This is a genomic window from Microcoleus sp. D2_18a_D3 (genome assembly GCF_036702455.1).
In the GTDB taxonomy this organism is placed as follows: Bacteria; Cyanobacteriota; Cyanobacteriia; order Cyanobacteriales; family Microcoleaceae; genus Microcoleus.
This window is the reverse complement of the sequence record NZ_JAUBTK010000006.1, coordinates 21,146-39,361: the sequence shown is the minus strand read 5'-3', so window position 1 is coordinate 39,361 and position 18,216 is coordinate 21,146. Positions and strand designations below refer to the sequence as shown.

Genomic DNA, 18,216 nt, shown 5'->3' with positions numbered 1-18,216 from the left:
CAAATCTGGTTTATTAGGTGTTTTGCCTCAGTTTTTGATGGCTCTTTTAACCGCAGATGTTATGCAGATAAACACTGATAAACGCAGATGATGGCGGGAATTGGAGGCGATTAAATGCAGTGCTGTCTATTGCAGGAACAAAGCATCGGTGTTGATGAAGCCGCGCACGGCTTCTGGGTTGGCGGTGCGGCACAAGTCGTCTGGTGCGGGTGCGGGGGTTTTCACAATCTGAATTTGGATGGGTTTTGGATCGTAAATTGAAGCCGGATGCAGGATGTGGGGGCAGTTAGATATAACGGTCAATACGTTCATTTCTGCTCGCAAATCGATAAAACTACCCGGTTTTTCGCAGCCTTCGCGAAACTCCATCGTGCCGTCTGGTTTGACGGCAATGCGAGTAAATAAGTTGATGTTGGGCATGATATCTTTTTTGCTCAATCCCCAGCGAGTTAGGGCTTTGAGGAAGTTGTCGCGGGAGTTTTTCCAGTCTCCTTCGCCGTATTTTTTGGCATTGCTAATGGCGTTGCTGCATCCTCCTAACAAATCGTGACAGCCGGATGTGTCTTGGGTGATGGAAAATAGGATGCGTCCCATGTCTGTGTAAAGCACCATGCCTTGTTTGAGAAAGGCGTTGAATTGAATTTTGGCTGTGTCTGCTGCGTTGAAACGTTCGATCGCATTGTCGGCGTTGTAGCACAGCATGGAAACGCCGCGAGAGCCTTCTAAATCGGTGATTCGCAGGGTGTTTCCCCGCTTGATGACTCCCGACCAGTACGCGCCGCCCGGTACGGTTTCTTGCATTAATACGAGGCTTGAATCAATTTCTGAGTTTGTGTCGATCGATGATAGTTGCACCATAAGTTCCTCTTGATGTATTTGGGGGGGTCAGGGAAACAAAACAATAGTATTTTGTAGTGGCAAAACTCACCCTCTCCCAAAGTAATATTTATCTCCACTGATATCTTGCACCATTCTCAAGAACGGGCAAGATGCCCGTTCCACAATAAAATTGAGTTTTGTGGAACGGGCATCTTGCCCGTTCCTAAATAGGTAATTGACAAGGGTGCAAGATGTTAAGTTTCCACTTACTTAGGTTGACCGTTGTACTGTTGGCGGGGGTGCAAAAAGTGCAAATACAAACCTATTTCTATTTAAGCAGCCATTGCAACTGCTTCCTGTCCGTTTACATCTTGCACCATTCTCAAGAACGGGCAAGATGCCCGTCCCACAAAGAGTGAGTTTTCTTGTGGGTTGGGCATCCTGCCCGCCCAAAAAGTGCAAATACAAACCTATTTCTATTTAAGCAGCCATTGCAACTGCTTCCTGTCCGTGTTTCCGCATCAAATCCATGAGTTCGTCGCGGTAATCGTGGAATTTGGCGTGGCGTTTAACGCTGGGAGTGCGATCGGGCAAATTAATCGACATTTCCTTTCTCACTGTACCGGGACGAGCGCCCAAAGCATAAATCCGATTGGAAAGAAAAACCGCTTCTTCGACATCGTGGGTAATCATAAAGATTGTAATCTGAGTGCGGCGCCACAAATCGAGCATAAATTCGTGCATCGATTCTTTAGTGTGGATATCCAAGGCGCCGAAAGGTTCATCCATTAATAACACTTTAGGTTCAGAAGCGAGGGCGCGGGCGATCGCCACCCGCTGTTTCATCCCGCCCGACAATTCCTTCGGCAGCGACGAAGCAAACTGCGTCAATCCTACCACATTCAAATAATAGCTCGCTTGTTCGCGCCGCTTTTTCTTGGATACACCTTGAAGTTTGAGGCCAAACTCGGCATTTTCCTGCACGTTCATCCAAGGATAAAGAGTGTAATGCTGAAATACCATACCTCGATCCGGCCCAGGCGAAACAACTTCTTTGCCATCTATTTTCACTTCCCCTGTTGTCGGCTTGTCCAATCCCGCAATCTGCCTCAACAGAGTAGATTTGCCCGAACCGGATGCGCCTACCGCGCAGATAAACTCGCCTTGCTTGATGCTCATATTGATGTCCTTGAGGACAACTAATTTACCTTTTTTCGTTTCAAAATTTTTGTGCAGATTGTTGATTTGTAGAAACATGAGTTTATCCTCTGGATTGTAAGTAAAAAAATGACACCATTTTGGCTTTTAACATCTGCTTACTGTTTCTGACTTGACCATTTACAAGAAACCCGCAGCAGATATTGAAAAAGCAAGTCAAAAGCCAGTCCGATCGCCCCAATGACAATCAGCCCCACAAATATTTCATCGGTTCGGAGAAATCGACCGGCGACGCTGATCCGGCGGCCTAAGCCTTCGGTTGCCGCAATCAATTCCGAGACGATTACCAATTGCCAAGCCGCAGCTAGGTTGATGCGGCTAGCATCAAGAATTCCCGGCAAAACGTGGGGAAAAATAACTTGAGTTAGGATTTCCCAGCGATTGCCGCCCAACATATAAGTAGATTCGATCAAGTCTTTTGGAACAAACTTGACTGTATCCATCACCATCAGCGAATTGAAGAAAAAGACGCCGATGAAAATCAGGGTAATTTTGGGTTCTTCGCCGATTCCCAAGTAGAGAATTAGCAAGGGAATGAATGCTGGTGCGGGCATATATCGCATCAAGCCGAACATGGGCTCCAGCAAGGCGCGAATACTGGCAAAACTGCCCATCAGCACGCCAATTGGTATGGAAAAAACCAAGGCGAACAGAAAGCCCACTCCCACCCGCCACAAACTCGCTACCGTGTCTTTTAAAAGTTCGCGAGTGTTCCACAGCCGACCAAATGCCTCTAAAACTTTGCCGGGGGAAGGCAAAAATTTGGGGTCTACGTTGGCGAAGGTTGTTACTAGCCACCACAGCAGCAGCGGCAGTGCGATCGATGTTACCGTTAACCCAATATTGAGGGGTTGTGGTATCTCTTCCGCAATCCGCCAGAAAACGGTGGGATTTAGGCTTTTTTGCTTGAGGTGGGATTGGATCGATCGGGATTCGGGATTTGGTGGCATGATTTAATTGCAGAATGGTTGAGCGAGTAATTTTAGTAGCTTTTTGGTATAAATAAATAATAAGGTTGAAACTTTGTTGTGTCTGCCAAATCGTAAATTCTGCCTCCTAGCTTTTACCTTCTGCATAAGCTTTGATAAAGCGATCGTCAAATAATGTGCTGATATCTGGTTGGGTTTTGGCTAAATTTACATCGACGAGAAATTTAGTCATTTCTGCCGCCGCAAACTGCAATGAAGTCATGTCATTTCCCGGTTGAAAGGCTTTCAAGTTTTCCTCGATCGTAAATATCTTAGTGCCATTTTCATATTCTTTGTATTCCTCAACGCTAACTCCGGCGCGGTTGGCTAGAATTTCGTAAGATTTCTCTTTATTTGATTTCATGTATTCCAATGTTGCAAACCATGAATTGACCAGGGCTTGGACTCGATCTGGGTGTTCGCCGATAAACTTTCGCGTGAATACTAAATGGTCGGAAATCGCCCCCGGAAAATCTTTTGAACTAAACAGTTCCTTGCTATTTGAGCGTTTTAATGCCTGGGTGGTAAACGGCGCAAATACTGCCACCGCATCAACTTGCCCTCCGACGAAAGCCGCCGCAGCTTTGCCGGTTTCCAGCGGTACAAATTGAATATCTTGCACTGATAAACCTGCTCTTTTCAGCCCTAACAGCAATAGAAAGTGATCGACTGTACCTTCTTCTGCTGCAACTTTTTTACCTTTTAAATCGGCAACGGAATTGATGCCTTCGGCGACAATCACTTTATCATTTCCCGTCGAGTTGTCGTTGACTAAAACAATTACTTGGTCGGCACCGCCGGATATAGAGTTTACTGTATCGCCGAGGGTTTGGCTGTTAGCATCTATCTGTCCTGCTGTGAGGGTGCTGATCGATTCTAGGTAGCCGTCAAACCATTTTAAGTCTACAGCAACATTGTTGGCTTCAAATATCTTTTGTTCTTTGGCAATTTGCCAAGGAAACCAGCCGGGCCACGCGCTGAATCCGAGGCGAACTGCGTTAGCACTTACTGATGAAGTTGCTTCGGTTTCTGTCGTGGTTTTGATATAAATTGCCGGGTTGACGCAGGCGACAGCGAAAAACAAGGTGATGAAAAATAGGGCGCAGTAGGATAAGGGCGATCGCGTTATTTTTGGGGAGCAATATCGGATATTCATAGCATATTATGGTTGCTGGTTAGAGGTGAATATGTCGATCGAGCTTTTGCACCTTCTTTGGCTTCCTTAGCTTCCGCAAACCCCCCTGATATATAAGGATAAAGCCCGAGAGCTAACGAACCGAGTCTTGATGACCGATCGCGTTTCTCCCGGGCTTTTATCCCGCCGTGTAACTGGCTAGTCTTTCCCTAAAATTAAAATCTTGGGAGAACCAGTCTGCTTCTCTCGGACCAGCACTTGAATTTTCTAAGCTGAGTTAGAAACTGATTCAAATCGGAACCCTAGAAGCGGTTAAATTTTTTCGGTTTTTGTCTGTATAAGTCCTGTTTGCAACCCAAGGAGTTATTCAAGACAGTCAGTAACAGCAATGCACTTAGCTTTTTGAAAGGTAAGCATACTGTAGTTTGCAATCTTACTAGATTGCTACGTTTCAAACGGTAACAGCAAACTTGATGCGAAAATGTGTAAAATGTTACAAAAAACGGTTTTTCTCGAATTTGTAAAATTAAAGTTTTTGGAAGATTAAACCGGGCGCTTGGAAATCGCGAAGTTTACCTGCGTACACTATGGGCGGGGGCGGGTTTATGAGATTATCGATTATGGGCAATTATTGTTGGTGAACCCGCCCCTACAAAATTTAATATCATACAAGTCCGAATCAAACGGAAATGATATGAAGTCAATTCTTCAATCTAAAATCGACAAAATTCGATCGAGTTCGGTGAAATTGAGGGTGAATTATGGAAAAATTTAACTACAGCAACAGTCTCGACATTCATTCGCTGCTCGATCGCTACCGCACCGGCTCGATCGCGCCTGCAGATGTAATCGCCAGCGTGTACGATCGGATCGAGCGCTATGCAGATCCGGCGGTATGGATTTATTTAGCACCGCTGGCGGAAACCCTCGAACGCGCTAAAGCTTTGGAAAACCTAGATCGCGAACAATTGCCGCTTTACGGGATACCTTTTGCGATCAAAGATAATCTCGATTGGGCGGGCGTTCCGACTACAGCGGGATGTCCGCAGTTTGCTCGCACTCCAGCGCGATCGTCCGCAGTCGTAGAGCGCCTGTGCGCGGCAGGTGCGATCGCGCTTGGCAAAACAAACATGGATCAGTTTGCCACAGGATTAGTCGGAACCCGCACGCCCTATGGAGTTTGCCGCAATCCCTTCGATCGGCGCTACATCCCTGGCGGATCGAGTTCCGGTTCCGCAGCAGCAGTCTCGGCCGGATTGGTGAGTTTTGCTCTGGGTACCGATACCGCAGGATCGGGGCGGGTTCCCGCTGCTTTTACCAACATTGTCGGGCTAAAGCCAAGTTGCGGCTCGATCGGCACTCGCGGCCTACTACCGGCGGTGCGATCGCTCGATTGCGTTTCTGTGTTCGCTCTCACCTGTGCGGATGCGGCCTCAGTGCTGCAAGTAGCCAGCGGTTTTGACGCTGAGGATGCGTTTTCTCGCCACCCTGAAACGAAAGTTTTGCCGGATTTATCCCGCTTGCGGGTGGGAGTTCCCGGAGACGGCGAACTCGAATTTTTCGGGAATGCAGAAGCCGAACAGCGCTACCGGGATGCGATCGCGCGCTTGCAATCTTTGGGCTGCACGATCGCACCTATTGACTTCAAACCCTTTGCGGATGCTGCCGAACTGCTTTACGGCGGGCCTTGGGTAGCAGAAAGGTTGGCCGCGATCGGCGATTTCCTCGACGCGCACCCAGAGGATATCGATCCGATCGTCTACAAAATTATCAGCGGTGGCAAACGCTACGATGCTGTCTCTGCCTACCGCGCGTCGTACCGGTTGGCCGAACTCCGCAAGCTTGCTGAAATTCAGTGGCAGTCAATGGATGTGTTGGCGGTGCCGACGACAGGTACGATTTATACTGTCGCAGAAGTTGCAGCCGAGCCGATCGCGCTCAACACCAATCTGGGGCGCTACACGAATTTTGCGAATTTGCTCGATTTGTGTGCGATCGCAGTTCCCAGCGGGTTTCAAAGCAGCGGATTGCCCGCAGGATTAACACTGATGGCTCCTGCGTGGCACGATTTATCGCTCTGCAGCCTGGGATCTGCTTTCCACGATCGCTTGGGGGGAACTATGGGCGCAACCAACCTGCCGCTGCCAACCCTCCCGGAACCCACCATCGCAGCCAAACCGACCTCTGAAGAACGAGTCAAAATAGCCGTGGTTGGCGCTCATTTGAGCGGTGAGCCGCTGAATTATCAACTAATCGAGGGGGGAGGCATTTTGGTTCGCGCCTGCCGTACCAGCCCGATTTACAAGCTGTACGCTTTGACGGGTACAGCTCTGGGCAAGCCGGGATTGGTGCGTCAGATAGAGGGCGGTAGCGCGATCGAGGTGGAAGTTTGGGAGTTGTCGATCGCGGCTTTCGGCGGATTTGTCGCAAAAATTCCCCCGCCGCTGGGAATTGGTACCCTGGTGTTGGAGGACGGCTCCACGGTGCAGGGCTTTTTGTGCGAATCTTATGCTGTGGCGGGTGCGATCGATATTTCTGATCTGGGCGGTTGGCGTGCTTATAACTTCCGCTTTTAAGTTAAGTTAGAATTGCAAATTTCTACCCATCTTCAGAATCATGCCATCAGCAGTGCCAATTCGACCAATTCCCGTCACAACCCCAACCCCCAGCGGCGGTACCAGTCCCGGAGGGGCACCTGGCGGTACCAGTCCCGGAGGGGCACCTGGCGGCACTCGCGGCACCAGCGGCCCCGACTCCCTCAGAGGTACTGCGGGGGCTAACTTGATATTTGGTTTGGGTGGCCCTGACAGCATTTTGGGCTTAGCCGCCGACGATAGCCTCTACGGCGGCGACGGCGATGACTCACTGCTGGGCGACGTTGGCAATGACAGACTGTTCGGCGGTGCCGGCCGTGACAGCGTTTTGGGCGGCGCCGGCGACGATACTTTCTACGGCGGCAAAGGTTCTGACTCAATGCTGGGCGACGAGGGTAATGATTTGCTATTTGGCAACCAAGACACCGATACTTTGTTGGGCGGCGCGGGTAATGACACGTTTTTTGGGGGTGCCGGCGATGACTCGCTGTTTGGTGGCATCGGCGATGACTGTTTATCGGGCGATCGCGGCCTAGATACTTTAACTGGCGGCGCCGGAAACGATACTTTTGCGATCGGGCGTTTGGCAGACGGGGATGTGATTACAGATTTTACTGATGGTATTGATCGAATTCGCTTGAATGCCGACCTTACTTTTGGCGAACTCACCATTTCCGCTGGGGCCGGAACTTCGCCGAGTACAATTATTCAGCTTACAACCACCAAGGAAACTCTCGCTACTTTATTCGGAGTTGCCCGCGCTTCTATCAGTCAGGCAGACTTTATTCTTTAATTGGGAATTGTGGACTGTTGACTGTTGACTGTTGACTGTTGACTGATACAAAATCCGGGTTGGCTAACCATTTTATGAGACTCGGTGCTTGAAACCGCTTTTGACCTCAAACTACACAAACGAAGTCTGCCTCCGCAAACTAAGATAGAGAAAGTTATTTAAGCAGGATTGGGTATGACAAATAACAAATAACAAATAACCAATAACAACTGACTAATGATTACGGATTACTGACTACTGACTACTGACTACTGACTACTGACTAATGACTAATGACGGTTTTCTCAATCTCAACAAACCTGCGGGCATGACATCTCACGACTGCGTGGGGCGAGTGCGCCGGCTATTGAAACTCAAGCGAGTCGGACACGGAGGAACCCTCGATCCTGCTGTGACTGGCGTTTTGCCGATCGCCTTGGGCAAAGCAACCAGACTGCTGCAATTTCTCGAACACAATAAAGCTTACCGAGGCACGATTCGGTTTGGCTTAACTACTGCTACGGACGATTTAGAAGGAGAAATTATCCATTCTCGACCGGTGCCAGAGTTGAGTTTGGAAAAAGTGCAAGCCGCACTGCCAAAATTTATAGGAAAAATCGAGCAATTTCCGCCGAGTTTTAGTGCGGTACAGGTGGGAGGAAAACGCCTTTATGAGTTAGCTAGAAAAGGCGAAACTGTCGAAGTTGCTGCTAGGAAGGTCGAGGTTTTTCGGCTGGAAATCTTGGATTGGCGGCCGGGGGATTTTCCTGAATTGGATTTGTCGATCGCCTGCGGGGCGGGTACTTACATTCGGGCGATCGCGCGGGATTTGGGTGCGGTGTTGAATACAGGCGGTACTTTGGCTTGTTTGACTCGCACCGAAAGTAGCGGTTTTTCGATCGAGGAAAGTCTCAGTTTTGAACAATTAGAACTGCAATTGCAGGAGGATAAATTCTCCCCGATTTTGCCATCGGCGGTTTTGGGACATTTAGGGGCGATCGTCCTTTCCCCTGAATATACCAAACGCTGGTTTCAAGGACAGCGCCTCCCGATTCCCGAAACGCCGATCATCGGGCCAGAGGAAGAAAGTAGCAACCATCCCCCCCACAACCCAATACCCCAACCTCCCTATCCCTTGCAGGTTTACGATCGAGACGGTAATTTTTTAGGTATCGGTCAAGTAGCGAACTCAGAGACAAGTACCATATTATCTCCTCAAATTGTGCTTTAAGTATCTAAAATAAAACTGAAAATAGGTATAATTGGTACAGGAAAAATTGGCGGAACTCTAACCGCTGGGAATCCCCTAGATTCACCTAGCTTACAGCGGTATCGGACGAGATTTGCCTATTAATCTAATCAATCGCTGAGGTAAAAATTGTGAAAATATTGCTGCTCGGATTAATCCGAGGCTACAAAATGGGGATTTCTCCTTACCTGCCTAACGCCTGTAGATTTCAGCCAACTTGTTCGCAATACGCGATCGAAGCAATAGAAAGATTTGGGGCTGCCCGCGGCGGTTCGATGGCAGTTAAGCGAATTTTGCGCTGTCATCCTTTTCATCCAGGCGGTTACGATCCAGTACCTCCCAAAGATAGCGAGGGCAATTAGTTATTAGTCACAAACAGTATTTTAGTTATTAGTTAATAGTGCAAATAGGCGTTGCATCCTCATGGCTAAAACTACCGAGGGGAATCACTCCCTAAGAGGGTTAAATTCGCACAATTAGTGGTGTTTCTTAACCCAAATTCAGTAATATTACTGTTATCTTTCAAAACTCAGCAGCTCTATAATGGTACAAACAGAGTACAGGGGATGCGAGTTGATATGTCTGCTACCGCAATCGGATACAAAATGTTGTCCCATACTCTGGCTGTACTCAGCCAGAAACAAGCAACGGGGAAACTGGTGTTAGAGCAAGGGGAACAACAGTGGCAACTTTACTTTTTTCAGGGTAGTTTGGTGTATGCCACGGGAGGAGCGCACAGAGCGAGGCGCTGGTACAGGGCGATCGGGCAACACTGTCGAAACTTTCAAGTGGATCTCAGAGACCTCGATGCTGGAGAACTGTGGGAATATCAACTGCTTCAGCGAGGGATAGCAGCCAGCGAAATGAGTCTGGAACAAGCTAGGGCGATCGTCCACACCAGCCTTTCGGAAGTGTTATTTGCTCTGATCGGTCAATCGGGTTTGCGCCGGGAGTGGCGTCCGTCCCAGAAATATTTTTCTACAATTACCTCTTCTTTGCTGCTGTCTTTAACAGAAGTAGAGAAAGTTCTGTGTTGTACAGAAGAAATTTGGCAGAAGTGGAAAGCAATGGGTTTGTGGCTGGTAGATCCAGAACAAGCACCACTTTTAAAAGCGTCGGCCCATTTACAGGAAAATCGATTTAGTTCTAATTCTTTAATCGCATTAGCTAACGTATTCAACGGCGAGAATACTCTTTGGGATATTGCATTTAAGAAAAAGCAGTGCGTGACAGTAGCAACTCGCGCTTTAGTTAATTACATCAAGCAGGGTTTAGTAAATTTCCGAACAGTCCCAGACTTGCCGTCGCCTATAGAACAGTGGCGCCTGGCCGCGGCGATCGCAGGGCCGGGTCGCCCTTTGATTGCTTGTATCGATGACAGTCCGACAGTATGCGAATTTTTAGAGCAAATTTTATTGCCGGCGGGGTATCGAGTCCTAAAAATTCAAGACCCGATGCAGGGAGTGGGCATCATCTCCAAACAGAAGCCTGCTTTAATTTTTATGGACGTGGTGATGCCGAAGACAAGCGGTTTTGCTTTGTGCAATTTTTTGCGAAAAACACCTGCTTTTCGGGAAACTCCGATCGTGTTTTTGACCAGTCAAGACAGTATAATTGACCGCACGCGAGCGAAATTGACAGGTGCTTCCGATTTTTTGAGGAAGCCCGCCAATCCCGAACAGGTTTTACAAATAGCTGACAAGTATTTGAAGGTAAAAGGCGATCGCCACCCTTCAGCAATTCGCCCCCAAGATTTACTCCATTCACGACAACTTACCCTGGCCAATTCTTGAACCCAAATTAATGAACACAACAACCCCTTGCTGGGTGCGTCAGTTCCTGACGCACCCTACGCTCATTGTAAAATAAAGACGCAATAGAATTTAAGATAATTAATTATGAGCAATGTTACGATCGATCGCACCCCGCAGGTGAGCGTAGTAATTCCGGCTTACAACTGCGCTGCTTACGTCGGCCAAGCCGTCGATAGCGTTCTGCACCAAACCTATGCTAACTGGGAAATTATTGTCGTAGACGACGGCTCCCGAGACGATACCAAGTTAGTTTTAGAGAAATATGGCGATCGAATTCGCTACATTTACCAACAAAATCGAGGAGTTTCGATTGCCAGAAATCACGGCATCGAGCTAGCGCGAGGAGAATTTATCGCCTTTCTCGATGCTGACGACTACTTTTTTCCCGACAAATTAGCAGCACAAATGGCTGTATTTGCAGCGCGACCAAATCTCGGAATAGTTCACAGCGGCTGGCGTCTAGTTAATAGTATAGGCGAACCGCTAAAAGATGTAAAACCCTGGCAAAATGTACCTAAATTAGACTTAGAAATGTGGCTGCGGTGGAAACCCGTGTTACCCAGCGCGATGGTATTTCGCCGTCAGTGGTTAGAGCGCGCCGGCGGATTTGATCCTCGATTTCCCCCGGCGGAAGATACAGATTTAGTGCTGCGTTTAGCCTTAATGGGATGCGAAGCAGAGTGGCTGCAACAAGTAACTGTTTGCTACCGCCAGCACGAACAAAGCGCCATGTACAAAGGTTTACCGCAGGCTAAATCCCTCGCCGCAGTGATGGACAATTTTTTTGCTCGCCCCGAGTTGCCGGATAAAATACGTTTGTTGGAAAAGCAAATCAAGTACAGTACCTTAGTTTGGATTGCTTGGTATTTGTACCGCACCGGTCATTCTGTTGAGATGATAGAGTTTTTGCAGCGTTCTTGGAATTATACGCCTTATTTGCCTGTGGAAACAGTAATTAATTGGGCGGAAGCTTTCGCCGAGTTTTCGCAGGATGCGGGAAATGAATTCGATGCAGATTTATTAGCTCAATCTCCTGAGTGGCAGCAGTTAATGCAGTGGATTATTCTCGGTACGCCAGCTTGATTGAAAGCTTTTCCATTGCACTGATATCGTTTACGGTTGCATAGGAATTATTTAACCGCAGAGAGCGCAGAGGACACAGAGGAAGAGAAGAGAGGCTTTTCGCATTTCTGGCTATGTAAAACCTGCATAAACTTTATTAGGCTTCAGTTTGAGTTTCTGCTTCAGTAAAAATTGGCGGCCACAGTTCAGCAATTGGCAATTCCCAACCAGGGAAAAGTTCGGGGACAGTCAAAATATCTTGATTTCCTAACACAATTGGTTCACCTTCCTGACGATAAACTGTTACAGTTTCTTCATCTGGATCGATCAAAATTCCTACTTGCGCTCCGAGTTCTAGGAAATTATGAATCTTTTTTTCTAGCGGTTTAATGCGATCGCTCTGTGATTTAATTTCTACTACCAAGTCGGGGACTAATTCTCCAAAATAACGGGGACTTTGCCTGAGACGTGCGGCTCGGACAAAAGAAACATCAGGTGCTGTAAGGTTAGCATCAGGTAAAATAAAGCCGCCTGCGGAGTCAAAAACTCGACCCAAACGGCGGGGATTCACCCAAACGAAGAGAAAGGCACTCAAGCGAATGCCAATTTCACTAGATACAATGTCTGACGGGCCCACAATGATAATCTTCCCGCTTTCTAGTTCAACTTGATAGTCTTGACCGGCTTCTTTGAAGGTTTTTTGGACTTTTTCTAAGTCTTTGAGTGTCATCATATTGATTATTCCTTAGCCGAAAAGGAGTTGCCGCAGCTACAGCTTTGGGCGGCATTGGGATTGTGAAATCGGAAACCTCCGCCCATCAAGTCTTCTGAATAATCCAAGGTGAGCTCATTGAGATATTTTAAGTGCTGGGGGTCGATCGCAACTTCAATTCCCTCCGACTCGCATACAGCGTCTTCTGGGGCTGGCGCATCGTCAAATGCCATTGTATAAGACAAACCGGAGCAGCCACTCGATTCCACGCCCAGACGAAATAAAGCATTGGGGTTCGGATGCTTCGACTTGAGGCGCGTTACTTCTGTTGCTGCTGTTTTGCTCAGATGAATCATTATCAGTAATTGGTAATTTGTAATTGGTAATTTGGAAGTAATGTTGAGTTTTGAAAATGTAGAGTGCGCCTAGGCCTGTACTTTACCCGGAGAATGTAGGGTGCGCCGCAGCGCACCTTACCGCTATATCTTTAGCAACTTGAGTTACTTGGCCTTTTCATTACGAGCATAATCGTCTTGAAAGCGGATAATATCATCTTCTCCGAGATATTCGCCATTCTGCACCTCAATTAAAACCAGGGGGATAACTCCCGGATTTTCCAGGCGGTGAGAAGTGCACTGAGGAACGTAGGTAGACTGATTTGTAAACAGAACTTGTTCAGTTTCGCCACAAGTAACTTTTGCAGTACCAGAAACGACAATCCAGTGTTCGCTGCGGTGGTGGTGCATTTGCAGGCTGAGGCGGTGTCCAGACTTAACTTCGATCCGCTTAATTTTATATCCTGGGCCTTCTTCTAGAGTCGTAAATGATCCCCAAGGCCGCAATTCTGTAGCGGCTATTGCGTTGGGTGCTGCAGGTGCGTGCAGGGTAGATACTTGAGAAATTTCTTGAATCTGAACCATGATTTTCACTCCTTGAGGATTGCTTGCGGAATCCTGTGGTAAACGACGTTGTTTTTTGAGATTAACTAATCTATAGTTAAAACCGAAGCCCACCTGCGGGGACTGGTTAGCCGACTGTAGAGTTTTGCAAGAGTTGTGCTCAGCCCGATCGACTTGCCTTAACAACCATAGCAAAACCAACATAGCTGTTGTCACCCCGTATTGGCTCGATCGCCCCAATCTACATCAAATCTTCATAGAAAGGGGGCTGGTTCTTGAATATTGATTAAAGTTGACAGTACCGGCGGCTTTGACATCTAACTGCCGATCGCAATTATCGATTTTAGCTGATATCTCCCACCATTGTCAGTAACAGGCTTTTCGGCCTGTTCCACAAGAAAATTTATATTTTGTGGAACAGGCCGGAAAGCCTGTTCCCAAACAAGTAATTGAGAATGGTGCAACATATGAGTTTGAGCCAATCAGGGCAAAAGGTCGATCGGTCTTTTGCCCTTGTTTTGAGTATTTTAGCTTAGGGAGGAGGCTGCTGGTGGGCGATTCCCTACCGCAACGGGCTCGCAGGCGGGTTGGGGATAGCTTCCCTCGCGCAGACATTTCAATTGCCGACAACCCAAGAGAATCTATTAAGATATATAAGACTTGTGCAAATCTTGCCAGTTCAAGGGCGCAAGTCATGACTCTACTGGAGCTTCTCATGTTAGCCGAGCTAATCTCAGCCAGACGAATACTCAAGACCAAACTCCTCGACTTCTTAGGACTTCCCGAAAATTGCCAAGACCAAACAGATCATCTCGTCAACCGAATTGTATCCCTGCTGGAAGAAAATCCAGCCGAACAAGAAAGATTTTGGGAGACTTTCAAAAGTGAATTAGCCGTCGATCCCGTTGAATTAGAAACAATACTCAAGTGTTCGCCAGCAGAACGCCAGCAGTGGATTGAACAAGACAAACTCCCTATTTTAGAATACCGCTCTTTCCGCAAATCAGGAATCCATTTAGAATATCCCGTTCACGACAGAAGATTCATCTTAAGTCTAACGCCAACCGATATTAATAATTGGCGCAAAGAACCCAAAGGGCTGATTAAAAATAATCACCAAATACCCACCCCAATCAATACAGAAAAGCCTGAAGAAAACGAACAATCACGGGTAGCTTTTAGTTCAGCTTGGGAAAAAATCATTGCCGACTGGAAAGAACAAGGTTCGGCGGAAATTTCAGCAACCTTCCAGCTAGCTTACTGGACTGTTTGGGCGTCGCGCTGGGCCAAAGAAAATCAGCTCAACAGCTTTAAAGCAATTAAATATAAGGAAGTCTACGAAACTCACCAGCAGGAATGGTATCAGCGAAAAAATCAAGCAGTCAAGTTACTGATTGAAATGCCCTACGCCATGCTTTACTTCTACCGTCCGGCGGATTCTGACAAATTATATCTCGAACTGTGCGACGACCACCAGGAAATGATGAAAGATGGCTACTTTTGGGATAAGTGGGATTTTTTCTATCAGAACCGCAAACTTGTAAATAAGTGCCGCGAATGTGTGTACTGCGAAACCAAAGATTATTACTCGCTTTACTATCTCGAAATCAAGAGCGACAAGTTTCCCGATTTTAGTTTTTCTTTCCACACGCCGTACCCAATCGGCAGAAAATTTTTGCCGCATCCAGAAACGCTACCTTATGTAGACCACGTAGAACAGGACGGCATTTTTCGCTTTGGCCGCCCGCTGCTGGAACAAGAGAAAGCTATTCACACCGAAAAGGATGTATTGCTCAAGTTTGAGGCGGCTTTGGCCGAAGCGAAAAAGTTTGTTTAGTCAGTAGTCAGTAGTCATTAGTCATTAGTCAGTAGTCATTAGTCATTAGTCATTAGTCATTAGTCATTAGTCATTAGTCATGAAGGATTAGCGATGAGTAGACCTTCTTGATTTTAAAAGTAAGAATTCAGCAGTTATTAGTCACTAATTGGCGGGTCCATTACTAATGACTAATGACTGCTGACTAATGACTAATAACTGCTGAATTTTGAACTTGGATTACTTGAATGCAGCAGCCAGCATAAAGTTTGGGTTGTGGAGTTACTTCGGAATTGTACGATCGCCATCCCCCCTCTATCAACAAACTCCCCAAGTCAGTTTCAGTCTCCAACAACCACAAAAATACAGCCAACCCTGGCCTAAATACCGAATTTGTGGGTCGATGAATATCTACCAAAATGAATAGACCACCGGGCTTAAGCACGCGGTATACTTCCTGAAAGATTTGTCGCCATTGCGCCCATTGCATTTCGTGCATCACAACGCTGCTGTGTACTCCTGTCAAACTGACAGTCGGCAAAATCTTCTAAATAATAATTGGCTGATGGTACATTTTTCGTGGGCCGTTGTGACCGAAACGAGGATGGCCGCCTACGCTCAAAGCAGCTAGACACGCGATCGCAATCCTAGAGACACTGATACGGATAACTTAAATCTCTAAAAATTGTTGCTATAGTCAAAATTATGTATACCTTGCTATCGACTTAAGATATTATTAAATTATATGATAAAGATAAGTAACAGAACTGAGACGATGGGAGAGCTGTAACCGCTATGGGTCGTGTGGGAGTATTGCTATTAAACTTGGGCGGGCCAGATCAAATCGAGGATGTCCGTCCTTTCCTGTTCAACTTGTTTGCTGACCCGGAAATCATTCGCATTCCGTTTCCGTGGATGCAAAAACCGCTCGCCTGGTTGATTTCGACCCTGCGCTTTCAAAAATCCCAGGAAAACTACCGCCAAATCGGTGGCGGCTCTCCTTTGCGGCGAATTACCGAGGAACAAGCCCTAGCCCTGCAAGAACTCTTGCAAGAAAAGGGACAGGATGCTCGAGTATACGTGGGGATGCGCTACTGGCATCCTTTTACCGAAGAAGCGATAGCCAAAATTAAGCGCGATCGCATCGAACATTTGACAATCTTGCCGCTGTATCCTCAATTTTCCATCAGCACCAGCGGTTCTAGCTTCCGGCAGCTAGAAGAAATGTGGGGCAAAGATCCTGCCCTCAAGGATATACAATATACCGCGATTCCTTCTTGGTATAAGCGGCCTGGTTACATTCAGGCAATGTCGGAATTGATAGCCCAACAACTAGACCACAATCCGAATCCCGATCGAGTTCACATCTTTTTTAGCGCCCACGGCGTCCCCCTCAGCTACGTAGAAGAGGCTGGAGACCCCTATCAGCGCGAGATTGAAGATTGCACTCGTCTGATTATGGAACATTTAGATCGATCGAACGAACACACTCTAGCTTATCAAAGTCGGGTTGGCCCGGTGGAATGGCTCAAGCCTTACACCGAAGACGCGATTACCGAATTGGCAGAAAATGGAGTCCAAGATTTGTTGGTAGTTCCGATTAGTTTTGTTTCCGAACACATCGAGACTCTGCAAGAAATTGACATGGAGTATCGAGAATTAGCAGAAGAATCGGGGATTAAAAATTTCTACCGAGTGCCCGCCCTGAATACTCATCCGGTGTTTATTGAAGCTTTGGCCGATTTAGTCATCGAGTCGATCGAATCTCCCAGCGTTAAATTCTCTGATGTGATACGCCCTTCCAAAAAAGTGAAAATGTACCCTCAAGAGCAGTGGGAGTGGGGCTTGACCACGGGGGCGGAAGTCTGGAACGGTCGTGTGGCGATGATTGGTTTTGTGGCACTATTGCTAGAGTTAATTACGGGTCAGGGCCCGCTACACTCGATCGGATTGCTTTAAATTGACAGTTGACAGTTGGCAGTTGACAGTTGACTGTGGACTGTTGACTGTGGACTGTTGACTGTTGTTACAAATGACTAATGATATAAAATTCGTGGGTATCGGAAGTATTCATCTCTCTCTTCTCTTCCTCAGCGCCCTCTGCGGTCTCTGCGGTTAAATCATTCCCAAACAACCGTAAACGATATGACTAATAAACCATAACTAATTACCAATAACTAATCAGGATCGCGCTTGCTGCGGCGGGGATTTCGCCTATCGCCCGGTATTCCCTGACTTCTGTACCAGCGATACCACTCTTTAGAACTGCGAATTGCCAGCCACAGCAGCATCATCGCAACTAACCCTCCCTGTCGCGGGGCGTCAAAGGCAAACAAAACCAAGGAAATGCACAGAACATCTTGGAGGAAAATCACCCAAATCGGCAAACCCCGCAGCCGGTAAAACCATCCTGCTTGTACCAGTTGCAGCACTAAAGCCAACAAACCTCCGACAATACCAATTATCCACAACATCCAAGGGTGAGCAATAATTTCGTCGATCGAACTTACTTGAGCGATCGAAATTCCCATAATTGCTCCTACAATGGGGCTGAAAATAATTTGCACAATTTGCAGTACCCGCTGTCCTACAAAGGTTTTAGAAGCAAATAACTCTAATAGCGACCAACTCACCAAGATGGTGATAGCCACTTGGGGGGGAACCCCCGACAATAGAGGTATTTCCGACCAAAGTTTGTCAATCCGCAACAAACCAATTAACAGCAGGGGCAGGGCAATTCTCATACCCCCTGCCGCAGACGCAGATAGGGCGGCTAGGAGTCCAACCATAATAATAATTCAGTTTCTAACGTCAGCTAAAGCCTCGATCTATTTCAGAATTTAATTCCCCTGATGGCTGCCAGTGATTTGAGCGATCGAACTCAAATTGCGGCTTGAGCTTAAATATCACCCTCTATTGTAAGTGTATCCGCTTAATCGCTGCTTGGCACTGCTCGAAAAGTCGATCGACACAAGGCAGTTTGTGAACAGTTGACCGTTGACAGTTGACAGAATTCAACCTGGATTGTGATTAAATTAAAATGTATAGGAAAACCAGTAGCTCAGCCGAGATACTTAAAATTAAGATGTCAGCTATTCTTCCTTCTTCCCTCTGACTTCAAAATCTGACGGACACTAAATAATTAATCCGTGTATCCG

At 47.1% G+C, this 18,216-nt stretch carries 17 protein-coding genes and 1 riboswitch; of the genes, 8 read left to right on the top strand and 9 right to left on the bottom strand.

The genetic code is table 11. The features are described 5' to 3' along the window. Window positions 1-126: 126 nt before the first annotated feature. The 4 genes from QUB06_RS04575 to QUB06_RS04560 all read right to left on the bottom strand — a co-directional run bounded on the left by QUB06_RS04575 (window position 127) and on the right by QUB06_RS04560 (window position 4,161). Complete coding sequence (locus tag QUB06_RS04575; protein ID WP_333434294.1) at window positions 127-858, bottom strand: urea amidolyase associated protein UAAP1; 732 nt, start codon at window positions 856-858, stop codon at window positions 127-129. Between the two features lie 441 nt (window positions 859-1,299). Continuing rightward, complete coding sequence (locus tag QUB06_RS04570) at window positions 1,300-2,076, bottom strand: ABC transporter ATP-binding protein (RefSeq protein ID WP_333041363.1); 777 nt, start codon at window positions 2,074-2,076, stop codon at window positions 1,300-1,302. Between the two features lie 59 nt (window positions 2,077-2,135). Further along, a complete protein-coding gene (locus QUB06_RS04565; RefSeq protein ID WP_333434293.1) occupies window positions 2,136-2,987 on the bottom strand; it encodes an ABC transporter permease in 852 nt (283 codons plus the stop codon). Window positions 2,988-3,093: 106 nt separating this feature from the next. Beyond that, window positions 3,094-4,161: an ABC transporter substrate-binding protein gene (locus tag QUB06_RS04560; protein WP_333434292.1), complete on the bottom strand. Its 1,068-nt coding sequence runs from the start codon at window positions 4,159-4,161 to the stop codon at window positions 3,094-3,096. 144 nt (window positions 4,162-4,305) lie between these two features. Beyond that, a riboswitch (guanidine-I (ykkC/yxkD leader) is annotated at window positions 4,306-4,457 on the bottom strand. A gap of 444 nt (window positions 4,458-4,901) precedes the next feature. Between QUB06_RS04560 and atzF the strand changes: the two genes are divergently transcribed. The 6 genes from atzF (at window position 4,902) to QUB06_RS04530 (ending at window position 11,652) form a co-directional block, all read left to right on the top strand. After that, on the top strand, window positions 4,902-6,716 hold the full coding sequence (atzF, locus tag QUB06_RS04555) for an allophanate hydrolase (RefSeq protein WP_333434291.1): 1,815 nt from the start codon (window positions 4,902-4,904) through the stop codon (window positions 6,714-6,716). A gap of 40 nt (window positions 6,717-6,756) precedes the next feature. After that, complete coding sequence (locus tag QUB06_RS04550) at window positions 6,757-7,527, top strand: calcium-binding protein (RefSeq protein ID WP_333434290.1); 771 nt, start codon at window positions 6,757-6,759, stop codon at window positions 7,525-7,527. A 265-nt stretch (window positions 7,528-7,792) separates the two neighbouring features. After that, window positions 7,793-8,737, top strand: coding sequence for a tRNA pseudouridine(55) synthase TruB (truB, locus tag QUB06_RS04545; RefSeq protein ID WP_333434289.1), 945 nt, complete (start codon window positions 7,793-7,795; stop codon window positions 8,735-8,737). A gap of 149 nt (window positions 8,738-8,886) precedes the next feature. After that, window positions 8,887-9,117: a membrane protein insertion efficiency factor YidD gene (gene yidD, locus QUB06_RS04540; RefSeq protein WP_333434288.1), complete on the top strand. Its 231-nt coding sequence runs from the start codon at window positions 8,887-8,889 to the stop codon at window positions 9,115-9,117. A gap of 216 nt (window positions 9,118-9,333) precedes the next feature. Then, window positions 9,334-10,548: a response regulator gene (locus tag QUB06_RS04535; protein WP_333434287.1), complete on the top strand. Its 1,215-nt coding sequence runs from the start codon at window positions 9,334-9,336 to the stop codon at window positions 10,546-10,548. Between the two features lie 105 nt (window positions 10,549-10,653). Next, the gene (locus QUB06_RS04530; protein ID WP_333434286.1) at window positions 10,654-11,652 is read left to right on the top strand and encodes a glycosyltransferase; all 999 of its coding nucleotides are present in this window, start codon (window positions 10,654-10,656) and stop codon (window positions 11,650-11,652) included. Window positions 11,653-11,788: 136 nt separating this feature from the next. Here QUB06_RS04530 and QUB06_RS04525 read toward each other — a convergent pair whose 3' ends face one another. From QUB06_RS04525 to QUB06_RS04515, 3 genes are all read right to left on the bottom strand, one after another. Continuing rightward, complete coding sequence (locus tag QUB06_RS04525) at window positions 11,789-12,361, bottom strand: Uma2 family endonuclease (RefSeq protein ID WP_333288921.1); 573 nt, start codon at window positions 12,359-12,361, stop codon at window positions 11,789-11,791. Window positions 12,362-12,369: 8 nt separating this feature from the next. Further along, on the bottom strand, window positions 12,370-12,699 hold the full coding sequence (locus tag QUB06_RS04520) for a HesB/IscA family protein (protein WP_006630924.1): 330 nt from the start codon (window positions 12,697-12,699) through the stop codon (window positions 12,370-12,372). A 144-nt stretch (window positions 12,700-12,843) separates the two neighbouring features. Further along, window positions 12,844-13,263, bottom strand: a complete 420-nt coding sequence (locus tag QUB06_RS04515) for a cupin domain-containing protein (RefSeq protein WP_333075032.1) — start codon at window positions 13,261-13,263, stop codon at window positions 12,844-12,846. 694 nt (window positions 13,264-13,957) lie between these two features. Here QUB06_RS04515 and QUB06_RS04510 point away from each other — a divergent pair. Then, window positions 13,958-15,079: a hypothetical protein gene (locus tag QUB06_RS04510; protein ID WP_333288855.1), complete on the top strand. Its 1,122-nt coding sequence runs from the start codon at window positions 13,958-13,960 to the stop codon at window positions 15,077-15,079. 184 nt (window positions 15,080-15,263) lie between these two features. Here QUB06_RS04510 and QUB06_RS04505 read toward each other — a convergent pair whose 3' ends face one another. After that, entirely contained in the window at window positions 15,264-15,599 is a 336-nt protein-coding gene (locus tag QUB06_RS04505; protein WP_333434285.1) for a methyltransferase domain-containing protein, read from the bottom strand. 254 nt (window positions 15,600-15,853) lie between these two features. Here QUB06_RS04505 and hemH point away from each other — a divergent pair, with 254 nt between their 5' ends. Next, window positions 15,854-17,017 carry a ferrochelatase gene (gene hemH, locus QUB06_RS04500; protein WP_333434284.1) on the top strand — a complete coding sequence of 388 codons (1,164 nt, stop codon included), beginning with the start codon at window positions 15,854-15,856 and terminating at the stop codon, window positions 17,015-17,017. 218 nt (window positions 17,018-17,235) lie between these two features. Here the strand turns inward: hemH and QUB06_RS04495 are convergent, their stop codons facing one another. Then, window positions 17,236-17,847, bottom strand: a complete 612-nt coding sequence (locus QUB06_RS04495) for a DUF4126 domain-containing protein (RefSeq protein WP_333434283.1) — start codon at window positions 17,845-17,847, stop codon at window positions 17,236-17,238. Window positions 17,848-18,216 lie beyond the last annotated feature (369 nt).

What these genes read in the sequence shown, in the direction of transcription:
- QUB06_RS04575 (WP_333434294.1), bottom strand. Translation starts at nt 858, where the DNA reads ATGGTGCAACTATCATCGATCGACACAAACTCAGAAATTGATTCAAGC.
- QUB06_RS04570 (WP_333041363.1), bottom strand. Translation starts at nt 2,076, where the DNA reads ATGTTTCTACAAATCAACAATCTGCACAAAAATTTTGAAACGAAAAAA.
- QUB06_RS04565 (WP_333434293.1), bottom strand. Translation starts at nt 2,987, where the DNA reads ATGCCACCAAATCCCGAATCCCGATCGATCCAATCCCACCTCAAGCAA.
- QUB06_RS04560 (WP_333434292.1), bottom strand. Translation starts at nt 4,161, where the DNA reads ATGAATATCCGATATTGCTCCCCAAAAATAACGCGATCGCCCTTATCC.
- atzF (WP_333434291.1), top strand. Translation starts at nt 4,902, where the DNA reads ATGGAAAAATTTAACTACAGCAACAGTCTCGACATTCATTCGCTGCTC.
- QUB06_RS04550 (WP_333434290.1), top strand. Translation starts at nt 6,757, where the DNA reads ATGCCATCAGCAGTGCCAATTCGACCAATTCCCGTCACAACCCCAACC.
- truB (WP_333434289.1), top strand. Translation starts at nt 7,793, where the DNA reads ATGACTAATGACGGTTTTCTCAATCTCAACAAACCTGCGGGCATGACA.
- QUB06_RS04535 (WP_333434287.1), top strand. Translation starts at nt 9,334, where the DNA reads ATGTCTGCTACCGCAATCGGATACAAAATGTTGTCCCATACTCTGGCT.
- QUB06_RS04530 (WP_333434286.1), top strand. Translation starts at nt 10,654, where the DNA reads ATGAGCAATGTTACGATCGATCGCACCCCGCAGGTGAGCGTAGTAATT.
- QUB06_RS04525 (WP_333288921.1), bottom strand. Translation starts at nt 12,361, where the DNA reads ATGACACTCAAAGACTTAGAAAAAGTCCAAAAAACCTTCAAAGAAGCC.
- QUB06_RS04520 (WP_006630924.1), bottom strand. Translation starts at nt 12,699, where the DNA reads ATGATTCATCTGAGCAAAACAGCAGCAACAGAAGTAACGCGCCTCAAG.
- QUB06_RS04515 (WP_333075032.1), bottom strand. Translation starts at nt 13,263, where the DNA reads ATGGTTCAGATTCAAGAAATTTCTCAAGTATCTACCCTGCACGCACCT.
- QUB06_RS04510 (WP_333288855.1), top strand. Translation starts at nt 13,958, where the DNA reads ATGTTAGCCGAGCTAATCTCAGCCAGACGAATACTCAAGACCAAACTC.
- hemH (WP_333434284.1), top strand. Translation starts at nt 15,854, where the DNA reads ATGGGTCGTGTGGGAGTATTGCTATTAAACTTGGGCGGGCCAGATCAA.
- QUB06_RS04495 (WP_333434283.1), bottom strand. Translation starts at nt 17,847, where the DNA reads ATGGTTGGACTCCTAGCCGCCCTATCTGCGTCTGCGGCAGGGGGTATG.